Annotated in this window: 9 protein-coding genes; 7 read left to right on the top strand and 2 right to left on the bottom strand. The window is 66.3% G+C overall.

Going from position 1 to position 12,932, the window contains the following annotated elements; translation table 11 throughout:
* Positions 1 to 10 precede the first annotated feature (10 nt).
* The gene (gene dut, locus V5F66_RS09785) at positions 11 to 487 is read right to left on the bottom strand and encodes a dUTP diphosphatase (protein WP_011995756.1); all 477 of its coding nucleotides are present in this window, start codon (positions 485 to 487) and stop codon (positions 11 to 13) included.
* Positions 484 to 1,701: a bifunctional phosphopantothenoylcysteine decarboxylase/phosphopantothenate--cysteine ligase CoaBC gene (gene coaBC / locus V5F66_RS09780; RefSeq protein ID WP_394093761.1), complete on the bottom strand. Its 1,218-nt coding sequence runs from the start codon at positions 1,699 to 1,701 to the stop codon at positions 484 to 486. Before coaBC ends, dut begins: the two co-directional genes overlap by 4 nt.
* Positions 1,702 to 1,923: 222 nt before the next feature.
* On the opposite strand from coaBC, the gene V5F66_RS09775 reads away from it, so the two are divergent.
* The 7 genes from V5F66_RS09775 to V5F66_RS09745 all read left to right on the top strand — a co-directional run bounded on the left by V5F66_RS09775 (position 1,924) and on the right by V5F66_RS09745 (position 12,279).
* Positions 1,924 to 4,290, top strand: coding sequence for a putative bifunctional diguanylate cyclase/phosphodiesterase (locus tag V5F66_RS09775; RefSeq protein WP_394008824.1), 2,367 nt, complete (start codon positions 1,924 to 1,926; stop codon positions 4,288 to 4,290).
* Between the two features lie 368 nt (positions 4,291 to 4,658).
* Positions 4,659 to 6,452 (top strand): nif-specific transcriptional activator NifA, encoded by a 1,794-nt coding sequence (nifA, locus tag V5F66_RS09770; protein ID WP_394003130.1) that lies wholly within the window; start codon positions 4,659 to 4,661, stop codon positions 6,450 to 6,452.
* Positions 6,453 to 6,844: 392 nt separating this feature from the next.
* On the top strand, positions 6,845 to 7,039 hold the full coding sequence (locus V5F66_RS09765; protein WP_011995761.1) for a 4Fe-4S binding protein: 195 nt from the start codon (positions 6,845 to 6,847) through the stop codon (positions 7,037 to 7,039).
* A 329-nt stretch (positions 7,040 to 7,368) separates the two neighbouring features.
* Entirely contained in the window at positions 7,369 to 8,853 is a 1,485-nt protein-coding gene (gene sufB, locus V5F66_RS09760) for a Fe-S cluster assembly protein SufB (RefSeq protein ID WP_394093760.1), read from the top strand.
* Entirely contained in the window at positions 8,850 to 9,671 is an 822-nt protein-coding gene (sufC, locus tag V5F66_RS09755; protein ID WP_445329356.1) for a Fe-S cluster assembly ATPase SufC, read from the top strand. Before sufB ends, sufC begins: the two co-directional genes overlap by 4 nt.
* Before the next feature lie 37 nt (positions 9,672 to 9,708).
* On the top strand, positions 9,709 to 11,016 hold the full coding sequence (sufD, locus tag V5F66_RS09750) for a Fe-S cluster assembly protein SufD (RefSeq protein ID WP_394008827.1): 1,308 nt from the start codon (positions 9,709 to 9,711) through the stop codon (positions 11,014 to 11,016).
* A complete protein-coding gene (locus tag V5F66_RS09745; protein ID WP_394003123.1) occupies positions 11,017 to 12,279 on the top strand; it encodes a cysteine desulfurase in 1,263 nt (420 codons plus the stop codon).
* The last annotated feature ends 653 nt before the right edge of the window (positions 12,280 to 12,932 follow it).

The following is a 12,932-nucleotide window of genomic DNA, read 5'->3' as shown; positions in this document are numbered from 1 at the left end:
CAGGCTGTAGCTACTTCTTCAAAAACGTAGCTCCGAAGCCGGTTGAACCAAAACCACCGGAGCCGCGTGCAGTTTCACTCAGATCTCCGGATTCTTCCAGCATTATTTGGGTGACCGGGGCAACCACCATCTGGGCGATGCGCATGCCCCGCGTCACGGTGAACGGCTCGGGCCCATGATTGATGAGCAGGACCATCAGCTCGCCGCGATAATCCCAGTCGATGGTGCCGGGCGTATTGAGCACGCTCACCCCGTGCTTGCGGGCAAGGCCCGAGCGGGGACGCACCTGGGCCTCGAAGCCCTCCGGCAAGGCGATGGCGAAGCCGGTGGGAACGGCGGCGAACGCCCCGGGCAGGAGGATGAGGGGGGTCTCCTCCGGCAGGGCGCTGGAGAGGTCGAGGCCGGCCGCGCCCTCGGTGGCATAGGCGGGCAGGGGCAGGCCTTCGCCATGGGGCAGGCGCTGGATGCGGACCGAAGGGCGGCTCATCGGGCTTCTCCCGCAAGTTCGGCGGCCATGCGCGCCACCAGATGGCGGGCGACTTCGGCCTTGGAGGCGGAGGGCCAGTCCTCCACCCCGGCAGCGGTCACAAGATGCACGGTGTTCACATCGCCTCCCATGATGCCGGTTTCCGGCGACACGTCGTTGGCGACGATCCAGTCGCAGCCCTTGCGCAGGCGCTTGTCGCGGGCATGGGTCACCACCTCCTGGGTCTCGGCCGCGAACCCCACCACGAGGCGCGGCCGCAGGGTGCCATGGCGGGCGATGGTGGCGAGGATGTCGGGATTCTCCACCAGGGTCAGGGTCGGGGCGCCGCCGGCGGTCTTCTTGATCTTCTGGTCGGACGCGTCGGCCACGCGCCAGTCGGCCACCGCGGCGGCGAACACGGCGGCATCCACCGGCAGGCTTTCCTCCACCGCGGCCAGCATCTGTTGCGCCGTCTCAGCATGGATCACCTTGACCCCCTTGGGGTCGGCGACCTCGGCGGGGCCGGACACCAGAATCACCTCCGCCCCCGCCGCCCGGGCCGCCGCGGCGATGGCGTGGCCCTGCTTGCCGGAGGAACGGTTGGCGATGTAGCGCACCGGGTCGATGGGCTCGTGTGTCGGACCGGAGGTCACGAGGATGCGCCGCCCCTTGAGCAGGGGGGCCTCGGCGATCCCGAAATGGGCCTCGATGGCGGCGAGGATCTCCATGGGCTCGGCCATGCGGCCTTCCCCGAACTCGTCGCGCTCGGCCATGGCGCCCGCGTTGGGCCCCACCATGGCGATGCCGTCAGCACGCAGCTGCGCCACGTTGCGCCGCGTGGCGAGGTGCGCCCACATGCGCGGGTTCATGGCGGGGGCCACCAGCACCGGCTTGTCGGTGGCGAGCAGCGCGGTGGTGGCAAGATCGTCGGCGATGCCGTGGGCCATCTTGGCCAGCAGGTCCGCCGTGGCGGGCGCAACCACGACAAGATCCGCCTCCCGCGACAGGCGGATGTGTCCGATGTCGTGTTCGGCGGTGAGGTCGAACAGGTCGGTGAAGACGCGCTCGCCGGTGATCGCGCCCACGGACAGGGGGGTGACGAACTGCCCGGCCGCCCGGGTCATGACCGCCCGCACTTTCGCGCCGCGTTCCTTCAGGCGGCGGACCAGCTCCAGGCACTTGTAGGCGGCGATTCCGCCACCGATCAGGAGGAGGATGCGTTTATCGTTAAGCATCGGCGGCTCCCGCTCGGCCTGCGGTCCGGCGGTGGCGCCGGGCGCCGCTGCCGACCTTGGATCGTCATGAACGCCATATAGACCGCGCCGCCGCGCGAGGCGAGACGGCGCGCGATGGGGTGGTTGCACATTTGCGCAACCCAGCCGAGCAGTTTGGGCCGATTGCGAAAACGGCTGGCAGGATTGTGGCGAAAGCGTTTCCAGCGCTCTAGGATCATCTCCATGAGGGGCACTTCTCGCCAGAACGGACGGTCTGAGCCGAGCGCGAGCGCGAACGATCTGCGACTGACCGCCATCGGCGGTGAGTTCGCCGATCCGGCGCTGGAGGCGGTATTCCGCGCAAGCCGCCTCGGCGAGGCGCTCCGGCAGGCGCGCGTCCTGTTTGCCGCCTCGGTGATCCTCAACGCGCTGTTTCTCCTCAGCGACTGGCGCTTTGCGGGAACCGCGCATTTCGCCGTGGCGGTGTCGGCGCGATTCGTGGTGATCCTGGTGTCGCTGCTTTGCCTCGGCGCGATCTACCTGGCGAACACTCCCCGGCGGGCCGACCTGATCTACGCGTTCTGGCAATGGGGTACGGCGAGCGCGGTGGCGGTGCTGGTGACCTCGCAAAGCCAGCTGGCGCTGCTGGTGGTCATGATGCTGCCCACCATCTTCTATCTGGCGGTGCCCATCTCCTTCTCCTGGCTGCTGGCCGGCGGCATCGGCAGCAGTCTCCTGCTGTTCTACGGCTATGCCGACATGTCCATCGGCTGGCAGGTGGGGCTGGGACTGGCGCTTGCCGTGGCCTCCCTGAACATCGCGCTGATGATCGTGGTGTCGCGCACCAACCGCATGGAGCGGCAGTTCTGGGCCACGGCGGGCGAGGCCCAGAGCGCGAACGAGCGGCTGCGCATCAGCGAGGACACGCTGGAGAAGACGTTCCAGGCGGTGCCGCTGCCCCTCGTGGTGGCGCGGCTCGACGATGGGCGGCACGTCAAGTCCAACGCGGCGGCCCGGCGCTTCTATGGCGGCTCGCTGGACGCGCTGACCGGCGGCCTTTGCGGTGGCTGCCTTGAGCCGGAGGCCGCCAGCGTTTTCATGGGCCGCCTGCGCTCCGAGGGCGGGGTGACCGGTTTCGAGACCACGGTCTCGGTGAGCGGAGGCGAGGAACGGCGCGTGGTGCTGGCGGCCGCCGCCATCCCCATGGAGCCGGCGCCGCACCTGGTGGCGGCGCTGGTGGACGTGACCGAGCGGCGCGTCGCCGAGGAGCAGGTACTCTACGCGGCGACCCACGACGGGCTCACCGGTCTGCCCAATCGCGCCGCCTTCCAGGACCGTCTCGGCGCTGCGCTCGCGGCGCGCCGGCCGGGGCAGGGGGTTTGCCTGCTGCTGATCGATCTCGACGGCCTGAAGGACGTCAACGACACCCTCGGCCACGATGCCGGCGATGCGGCGTTGATGGAGACCGCCCACCGGCTGGATGCCCTGCTGGAGCCGGACGGCCTGCTGGCCCGGCTGGGCGGGGACGAGTTCGTGGCGGTGGTGAAGGGGGCGGCGCCGGTCGCCGCCGGCCAGCGGCTGGCCCACGCGATTCTCGCTGAATTACGCCGGCCGGTGCTGCACGCCGGACGCCATTTCACCACCCGGGCCAGCATCGGGCTCGCCGCCTGCCCGGACCACGATTGCTCCTATGGCGAACTGATGAAGGACGCCGACCTCGCCCTTTATGCCGCCAAGCAGCAGGGCCGCAACCGCGCGGTGGTCTACGCCCCGGCCATGCGGCAGGCGGTGCTGGAGCGGGTGGCGCTCAACCGCGCCATGCGGGCTGCGCTGGCGGAGGACGAGATCATTCCCTATTACCAGCCCAAGGTGTCGCTCGTGACTGGGCGCATCGAGGGGCTGGAAGCTCTGGTGCGCTGGCGCCGCTCGCCGCACAGCGTGCTGTCGCCGGGATCGTTCGAGGCCGCGCTGACCGATCCGGAGCTGGCCGTCCTCATTGGTGAGCGCATGGTGCGGCGGGTGTCGACAGACGTGCGCGGCTGGATCGAGGCGGGCCATCCGTGCGGGCGAATCGCCATCAACCTGGCGCCCGCCCAGTTCGCGGGTGGCGACCTCGCGGCGACGCTGCTGCGCCAGTTCCACGCCGCGGGGGTGGAGCCGACCCATTTCGACGTGGAGATCACCGAGACCGTCTTCCTCGGCCGCAGCTCCGACCACGTGGCGCCCATCCTCGATGAGCTCTACCGGGCGGGCGTGCGCATCGCCCTCGACGATTTCGGCACCGGCTACGCCGGCCTCATCCACCTGAAGCAGCTGCCCATCGACACCATCAAGATCGACCAGAGCTTCGTGAAGGATATCGAGCGCGACGCCTTCGACACCGCCATCGTCTGCGCCGTGATCGATCTTGGCCGCAACCTCGGCATGCGGGTGGTGGCCGAGGGGCTGGAAACCGCCGGGCAGGCCCGCTTTCTCAAGGACAAGCGCTGCGAGCTGGCGCAGGGCTTCTTCTTCTTCCGTCCCCTCGACGGGGCGGAGATGACCGAGCTGCTGCGCAAAGAGGGCGATGAGGCCGCCGCCGCCCGTCTCGCAACGTTTGAGACGAACTGACTGCGATCGCGTCGGACATCGGACGGGTGATGCGATCCGGCGAAAGCATAACCCCCGGGGATTGCTTTGGTGCGCTGCAGCGCCGCAGGGTGAGGAAAGTTGCGGCAAATGCGACGCGACGCCTTTCGCAGTGCGAAATCTTTTTGCCGACACATGCGCTTAATCGTCAATTTTCGAACAATTGTCAGCTCGGGACGGGCCAGATGATGGCATCACTTGGCGCGAAAACGGACACTGATCAAAATGTGCTCAAAACGGCGGCAACTTTTGCCCTTACCTTGGGCACGACATGAGAATGAAACTAAATCAAAGTGTCGCTAATCATACAAAAAATTGGGATGGGAGCCTGAGGTGACGGAGACAGCACCATGGTTCATAACGAAGCGTTGCAAGTCGAGCGCGAGCAGCCCCGGGCTCATGTTCCCCTCGTATCCCTGAGCGACGTGGCGCTCACCGGGATCTACGAGATCTCGAAGATTTTGACGGCGCCGAACCGGCTTGAAACCACGCTGTCGAGCGTGGTCAGCCTGCTTTCGTCCTTCATGCAGATGCGCCACGGCGTTATTTCGCTGCTGGAAGACGACGGAATTCCCAACATCACCGTGGGCGCCGGCTGGAACGAGGGCACCGATGCGCGCTACCGCGCACGCCTTCCGGAGAAGGCGATCGGCCAGGTGATCGCCACCGCCGTGCCGCTGATCGCGGAGAACGTTGCTTCCCATCCCGCTTTCGCCCCGGCCGATGTGGCCGCGTTGGGCGCCAGCGAGGAGACCCGCGTCTCCTGGATCGGTGTTCCGCTGCGCGTCGGCGCGCGCGTTATCGGCACCCTCACCATCGACCGGGTGTGGGACGGGCGCTCCGTGTTCCGCCTCGATTCCGACGTGCGCTTCCTGACCATGGTGGCGAACCTCATCGGCCAGACCGTGCAGCTGCATCGCGTTGTCTCCCGCGATCGCGAGCGCCTGATGGCCGAGAGCGGGCGCCTGCAGAAGGAATTGTCCGAGCTGAAGCCCCATACGGGCAGCCGCGAGCGCAAGCGCGTCTTTGTGGACGGCATCATCGGCGAGAGCCGCGAGATCCGCGCGCTGCTCGACAAGATCATGATTGTCGCCAAGTCCCATTCGCCCGTACTGCTGCGCGGCGAGAGCGGCACCGGCAAGGAGTTGATCGCCAAGGCGATCCACGAGATGTCGCCGCGGGCCAAGGGCCCCTTCATCAAGCTGAACTGCGCCGCGCTGCCGGAATCCGTTCTCGAATCCGAACTGTTCGGTCACGAGAAGGGTGCCTTCACCGGCGCCGTGGGGGCCCGCAAGGGTCGCTTCGAACTGGCGGACAAGGGCACGCTCTTCCTCGACGAGATCGGCGAGATCTCGCCCTCGTTCCAGGCCAAGCTGCTGCGCGTCCTGCAGGAACAGGAGTTCGAGCGGGTCGGCGGTTCCCACACGCTGAAGGTGAACGTGCGTGTCGTCGCCGCCACCAACCGCAATCTTGAGGAAGCGGTGGCGAAGAACGAGTTCCGCGCCGATCTCTACTACCGCATCAGCGTCATCCCGGTGATCGTGCCGTCGCTGCGCGATCGCCGCGTGGATATCCCGCTGCTCGCCAACGAGTTCCTCGATCGCTTCAACCGTGAGAACGGTCGCGATCTGGCGTTCAATCCCGACGCCATGGAAGTCCTTATGGGCTGCGGTTTCCCCGGCAATGTGCGCGAGCTTGAAAATTGCGTGCAGCGCACCGCCACCCTTGCCCAGGGCGGCGCCATCGTCAGCGACGACTTCGCCTGCAAGCACAACGAGTGTCTGTCGGCGCTGCTGTGGCGCAGCCCGGCCGAAGCGGCGACGCGCCGGCCCGTGGAAATCCCCTTGCCGGTGATGCCGTCGGTGGTCGCTCCCATTGGCGGCGAGCCGGCCAATTCCAATACCGTGACCAAGCTCCCGCTGCCCATGGTCGCGCCGCAGCCGCTGTTGCCGGCCGCCGCTCCGGCGGTGGCGCCAGCCCGGCCGACCGCGCTGGACGAGGACTTGTCTGAGCGTGAGCGGCTGGTGGACGCCATGGAGCGGGCCGGCTGGGTGCAGGCGAAGGCCGCGCGGCTGCTGGGCCTGACCCCGCGCCAGATTGGCTACGCGCTGAAGAAGCACGACATCGAGATCAAGCGCTTCTGACGTCTTCCACTCTCGTCCGGATCCGGCTGAGCCTTCGGGTGTTCGGCCTTGAACCCGAAGTCGGCTGCGGCCGACTTCGGGTTCCGGCGTTCTGAGGTCCGTTCGTCGTGCCTCCGCACCCGTCACGACCGCTTGCAATCCCTGTCCCGCGGGCGGGCACAGGGCGTCGGAAAATGGCGCGACCACGGGCCTTCAGGCCGGGTGCGCCATCGCGCTGTGAGGCTTCCGATACCGACAGGCGGGCTGTCGCACTTGCGACACGTTGTAGGGGGAACGACAGCACGATGTTCTTTTGCTCAAAAGATTATTTATAATAATTCAATGGGTTAGCCGATGGCACGGTGCTTGAAAGAGAGCCATGCCTGCCAATCTGCACAGCGCGGAGCTAGCCCATGGCCTACAAGATTATTACGTCTCAGTGCACCGTCTGCGGCGCTTGCGAGTTCGAGTGCCCGAATGCCGCGATCAGCCTGAAGAACGACACCTACGTCATCAACCCCAAGAAGTGCACCGAGTGCGAGGGCAGCTTCGAGACCCCGCAGTGCGCGGTGGTGTGCCCGGTGGAAAACACCTGCGTCCCGGCCTGACGGACTGGGCGGCGGGTGGCCCGCAAGGCGCTCTCGGGCGCGTCTGCGGGCCGGTCCCCGCGCAGCCGGTTCAGCGGGAAGTGTTCACTGGGACGCGTTCGGTAATCGCATTCCAGTGGTGAGTGAAGTGAAGGCGGGCGGTGGATCCCAGATCGCCATCCGCAGGGTGCCGAGGCCCGGCGCATCCTGAATGGATGCGGGGCCGGCCGGTTTCCGGGCGAAAGCGTTTCAGGCGAAGTCTTTTCAAGGCCCCTGGCGGGCTTCATGTGCGGTGTGCTGCGCCCGGTAACGTGAGCGCGCCGCCGCTGGCAAGTTGGACGGAGGGACATATGGCGGCCGTACAGGACACAGTCGAACAGGTTCGCTCCATCGACGTCGACCAGTACAAATACGGGTTCGAGACCCTGATCGAATCCGAGAAGGCGCCGAAAGGCCTTTCGGAGGAGGTGATTCGCTACATCTCCGCCAAGAAGGAAGAGCCGGAATGGATGCTGCAGTGGCGCCTTGACGCCTATGAGCGCTGGCTGACCATGCCGGAGCCCGAGTGGGCGCGGGTCGACTATCCGACCATCGATTACCAGGATCTCTATTATTATTCCCAGCCCAAGCAGTTCAAGGCGCCCAAGTCGCTGGACGAGGTGGATCCGGAGATCCTGAAGACTTACGCCAAGCTCGGCATCCCGCTGCGCGAGCAGGAGATCCTGGCCGGCGTCGAGATCCCCGAGGGCGAGCGGCCGAAGATCGCCGTGGACGCGGTGTTCGACAGCGTCTCGGTCGCCACCACCTTCAAGGAAGAGCTGAAGGCCGCCGGCGTCATCTTCATGCCGATCTCCGAGGCGCTGCGCGAGCACCCCGATCTGGTGAAGCAGTATCTCGGCTCCGTGGTGCCGCCCACCGACAATTATTTCGCGACGCTGAACCAGGCGGTGTTTTCCGACGGCTCGTTCGTCTACATCCCGCCCGGCGTGCGTTGCCCCATGGAGCTGTCCACCTACTTCCGTATCAACGAGAAGAACACCGGCCAGTTCGAGCGCACCCTGATCATCGCCGACAAGGGCTCCTACGTGTCGTACCTGGAGGGCTGTACCGCCCCCATGCGCGACGAGAACCAGCTCCATGCCGCGGTGGTGGAACTGGTGGTGCTCGACGATGCCGAGATCAAGTATTCGACGGTGCAGAACTGGTATCCCGGCGATGCCGACGGCAAGGGTGGCATCTATAATTTCGTCACCAAGCGCGGCGACTGCCGGGGCAAGAATTCCAAGATTTCCTGGACCCAGGTGGAGACCGGCTCGGCCATCACCTGGAAGTATCCGAGCTGCGTGCTGCGCGGGGAAGGTTCTTCCGGCGAGTTCTACTCGATCGCGATCTCCAATGGCCGCCAGCAGGTGGACAGTGGCACCAAGATGATCCATCTGGGCAAGAACACCACCAGCCGGATCATCTCCAAGGGCATCTCGGCGGGCCGCTCCAACAACACCTATCGCGGCCTCGTCTCGGCCCATCGCAAGGCCGCAGGCGCGCGCAATTTCACCAACTGCGATTCGCTGCTCATCGGCGACAATTGCGGGGCGCACACCGTGCCCTACATCGAGGCGAAGAACCCCACCGCTCAGTTTGAGCACGAGGCCACCACCTCGAAGATCTCCGAGGACATGCTGTTCTACTGCATGCAGCGCGGCCTGACCCAGGAAGACGCGGTCGCCCTCGTGGTCAACGGCTTCGTGCGCGACGTGCTCCAGCAACTGCCCATGGAGTTCGCCGTGGAAGCGCAGAAGCTCATTTCCATCAGCCTCGAAGGCAGCGTCGGCTGACGCCAAGTCTTCGATCGTCCAAATCGCCCGGCCCCACATATCAAAGGATCTTCACCATGGCTCCCCTTCTGGAAATCAAGGACCTCCATGCCGAGATCTCGGGGGGGCGCAAGATCATCGACGGCATGAACCTCACCATCAATCCCGGCGAGGTGCATGCCATCATGGGGCCGAACGGCGCCGGCAAGTCCACCCTGTCTTATGTGCTCTCGGGCAAGCCGGGCTATGACATCACCGCCGGCGAGGTGATCTTCCGCGGTGTGAACCTGCTGGAGCTGTCTCCCGACGAGCGCGCGGCCCAGGGCCTGTTCCTGTGCTTCCAGTATCCGCTGGAAATCCCCGGCGTCTCCAACATGGCGTTCCTGCACACGGCGGTGAACAGCCAGCGCCGCAAGCGCGGCGAGACCGAGCTGACCTCGCCGGAGCTGGTGCGCAAGGTACGCGAGCTGGGCCAGACGCTCGGCATCAACGCCGAGATGCTGAAGCGCCCGGTGAACGTGGGCTTCTCCGGCGGCGAGAAAAAGCGCAACGAGACGCTGCAGATGGCGCTGCTGGAGCCCTATCTGTGTGTGCTCGACGAGGCGGATTCGGGCCTCGACATCGACGCGCTGAAGGTGGTGTCCAACGGCGTGAACGCGCTGCGCTCGCCCGAGCGCTCCATGCTGGTGATCACCCACTACCAGCGCCTGCTCGATTATATCGTGCCGGACGTGGTCCACGTCTTCGCCGCCGGTCGCATCGTGCACACGGGCGGCAAGGAACTGGCGCTGGAGCTGGAAGCCACCGGCTACGCCCAGTACCAGAACGAGGCGGCGTGATCCCATGGCCGCCGCGACCTCTGCCCAGATCCGACCCATGAAGACCAGTGCCGAACTGGCGCTGGCCGAGACCTTCGCTGCCGCGCGCACCGCCCTTCCCGGCGGCGCGGACGTGGCGGCCCAGCGCGCCGCCGCCTTCGACACCTTCGCCGATGCGGGCCTCCCCCATCGCCGCGTGGAGGCCTGGCGCTATACCGACCTGCGCGCCTTGATGCGCGAGGCCCGTCCGCTCGCGGCCCCGCCAGATGCGGAGGCCAAGGCCGCTGCCGCAACGGCCGGCGCCATGCTGGCAGGCCTCGGCTTCCGCCGCCTGGTTGTCGTCAATGGCGCCTTCGTGCCCGAGCTGTCGGACCTCGCAGGCCTTGAAGCCGGCCTGTCCATCCGCTCCATGGCGGACGCGCTGACCAATGGAGATGCGCTTACGGGCCAACTGGGGCAGACGGTGGCGTCGTCGGACGCAGTGCTGGCGCTGAACACCGCGCTCATGGGCGACGGCGTGGTGCTGCACGTGGCTGCCGGCGCGGTCATCGAGCGTCCGGTCGAGCTGGTCTTCGTGACCACGCAGACGACCCCCGTCTCCATGTTCACCCGCTCCCTCGTGGTGGTGGAGGAGGGGGCATCCCTCACCCTCATCGAGAGCCATGAGGGCCCCGCGGGCGTCGCCTACCAGGTCAACACCGCGCTGGAACTGGTGGTGGGCGCCGGCGCCAATGTGGAGCGGGTCAAGATCACGGCGGAAGGCTCGGATGCGGTGCATCTCGCCACGCTCCTTGCCAAGGTCGACGCCAACGCCACCTTCGCCAACACCTTCTTCACCACCGGCGGCCTGGTGGTGCGCAACCAGCTTCTCGGACACCTCGCCGGCGAAGCGATCCACGCCCGCATGAATGGCGTGAGCCTGCTGTCAGGCAAGCAGCATGCGGACACCCTGTTGTCGGTGGACCATGCGGCGCCGGCCGGTGAGAGCCGGGAATCCTTCCGCGCCGTTCTCGATGGCGCGTCGCAGGACATCTTCCAGGGCAAGATCGCCGTGCGCCAGGCGGCGCAGAAGACCGATGCCCGCATGCTCAGTCGCGCCCTGCTTTTGACCGAGACGGCGGAAGCCTGCGCTAAGCCGGAGCTGGAGATCTTCGCTGACGACGTGCAGTGCGGCCACGGCTGCACCACCGGCACGCTGGACCAGCAGCTGAAATTCTACCTCATGTCCCGCGGCATCGCCGCGAAGGAGGCGGAAGCGTTGCTCATCCAGGCTTTTGTGGGCGAGGTGCTCGACGCCATCGGCAACGAGGGCGTGCGCGCGGCGCTGACGGATGCGACCCAGGCTTGGCTCCTGGGTCGGGAGTGAATGATGCTTCCTCTCCCCGCTCCGCACCCTGCCGTTTCCAACGGCAGCTATGACGTCCTGCGCGTACGCGAGGACTTTCCCATCCTCGACCTGAAGGTCAACGGCAAGCCGCTGGTCTATCTGGATAATGGCGCCTCGGCCCAAAAGCCGCGGCAGGTGCTGGACCGGATCCAGCAGGTCTACACCTCCGAATATGCCAACGTGCATCGCGGCCTGCACTACCTTGCCAATGCGGCCACCGAGGCCTATGAGGGCGGGCGCGCCCGCGTCCAGCGCTTCCTCAATGCGGCGCGGCCGGAAGAGATCGTCTTCACACGCAGTGCGACGGAGGCGATCAACCTCGTCGCCGCCACCTTCGGGAAATCCCGCATCAAGCCCGGCGATGAGATCGTGCTCTCCATCATGGAGCACCACGCCAATATCGTGCCCTGGCACTTCCTGCGGGAAAGCCTTGGTGCGGTGATCAAGTGGGCGCCGGTGGACGAGGAAGGCAACTTCCTCATGGACGAGTTCGAGGCCCTGCTCACCGAGCGGACCAAGATGGTGGCCATCACCCAGATGTCCAACGTGCTTGGCACCACCGTTCCGGTGAAGGAGGTGGTGAAGATCGCCCACGCACGCGGCATTCCGGTGCTGGTGGACGGATCCCAGGGCGCGGTCCATCTCGACGTGGACGTGCAGGATCTCGACTGCGACTTCTACATCATCACCGGCCACAAGCTGTATGGGCCCACCGGCATCGGCGCGCTCTACGGCAAGTATGAGCACCTGGAGGCCATGCCGCCCTTCAACGGCGGCGGCGAGATGATCCGCGAAGTGCGGCAGGACACCGTCACCTATGGCGATCCGCCCCACCGGTTCGAGGCGGGCACGCCGGCCATCGTGCAGGCGGCGGGCCTCGGTGCCGCGCTGGACTATATCGAATCCATCGGCAAGGCCCGCATCCGCGCCCATGAGGCGGAACTCACCCGCTATGCGCAGGAGCGGCTCGGCGAGCTGAACTCGGTGCGCATCATCGGCACGGCCAAGGACAAGGGCGCCATCATCTCGTTCGAGATCAAGGGCGCGCACGCCCACGATTTCGCGACGCTGATCGACAATGACGGCATCGCCGTGCGCGCGGGAACCCATTGCGCCATGCCGCTGCTGGAGCGCTTCGGCGTTTCCGCCACCTGCCGCGCCTCCTTCGGCCTCTACAACACACGCGAGGAAGTGGACCGCTTCGTCGCCGCCCTCTCGAAGGCGCAGGAACTGATCGGCTGAAGCTTCAGCACACGACATCTTACCCCGGACCGGGCGGTCTTTTCCGCCCGGTCACGCGCTTCCCACCTATAATTTTACGCCTCCCATTTTCAGATCGGGTCCCGCCGCGTCCCTTCTTCGGCACGCGTCACATTGCGGCCAGCCCGGCCGGCGCTTCGCGCGACATGCGCTGTTGGGCCCGAACCGATCCCATCCAATTCGATCCCAGGCGTCCGTCTCCCGACAGGGGCGGAGCAGGTCCGGTCGCCCGCCCGCCGGCCGCAACGACCATGGTGGCGTGCCCGCGTCGAACTTGCGACACGGTCCCCTGTCCTTCGCCCGTGTCGGCTTCCGCCCACGCCGGCAGAGCCTCCCGGCAGTGTCCTGTTTCAAACAGCCCTAAACTGGCGTGTCGGCCGAAATCTTCGTGTGTCGGGTTCTGAACACGGGCGCAAGTGCCGATAGCTATTCAATAAACATCTGTTTTCAAAAGCCTTTTTGCAGTGCGATCTGCTGGCACGCTGGTTGCTAGCTTCTATTGCGGGCGACAGGTTGCTGGCTTTGTGGGCCCCTACAAAGGCCACGTCCGCATCCGCGCCGGAGTGCAACGTCCCGGGGTGTGAACGCCAGCCGGCGCACACCGTACAGACCGGGCAGGACCGAATGTCGGCTAA

This window comes from Xanthobacter versatilis, from assembly GCF_043193975.1.
GTDB lineage: Bacteria > Pseudomonadota > Alphaproteobacteria > Rhizobiales > Xanthobacteraceae > Xanthobacter > Xanthobacter autotrophicus_E.
Note: the sequence above shows the minus strand (reverse complement) of the source record. Positions and strands in the feature narration are given on the sequence as shown.

Coding starts and splice junctions, on each gene's coding strand:
- V5F66_RS09765 (WP_011995761.1), top strand. CDS start 6,845: ATGGCCTACAAGATTATTACGTCTCAGTGCACCGTCTGCGGCGCTTGC.
- sufD (WP_394008827.1), top strand. CDS start 9,709: ATGAAGACCAGTGCCGAACTGGCGCTGGCCGAGACCTTCGCTGCCGCG.
- V5F66_RS09745 (WP_394003123.1), top strand. CDS start 11,017: ATGATGCTTCCTCTCCCCGCTCCGCACCCTGCCGTTTCCAACGGCAGC.
- dut (WP_011995756.1), bottom strand. CDS start 487: ATGAGCCGCCCTTCGGTCCGCATCCAGCGCCTGCCCCATGGCGAAGGC.
- V5F66_RS09775 (WP_394008824.1), top strand. CDS start 1,924: ATGAGGGGCACTTCTCGCCAGAACGGACGGTCTGAGCCGAGCGCGAGC.
- coaBC (WP_394093761.1), bottom strand. CDS start 1,701: ATGCTTAACGATAAACGCATCCTCCTCCTGATCGGTGGCGGAATCGCC.
- sufB (WP_394093760.1), top strand. CDS start 7,369: ATGGCGGCCGTACAGGACACAGTCGAACAGGTTCGCTCCATCGACGTC.
- nifA (WP_394003130.1), top strand. CDS start 4,659: ATGGTTCATAACGAAGCGTTGCAAGTCGAGCGCGAGCAGCCCCGGGCT.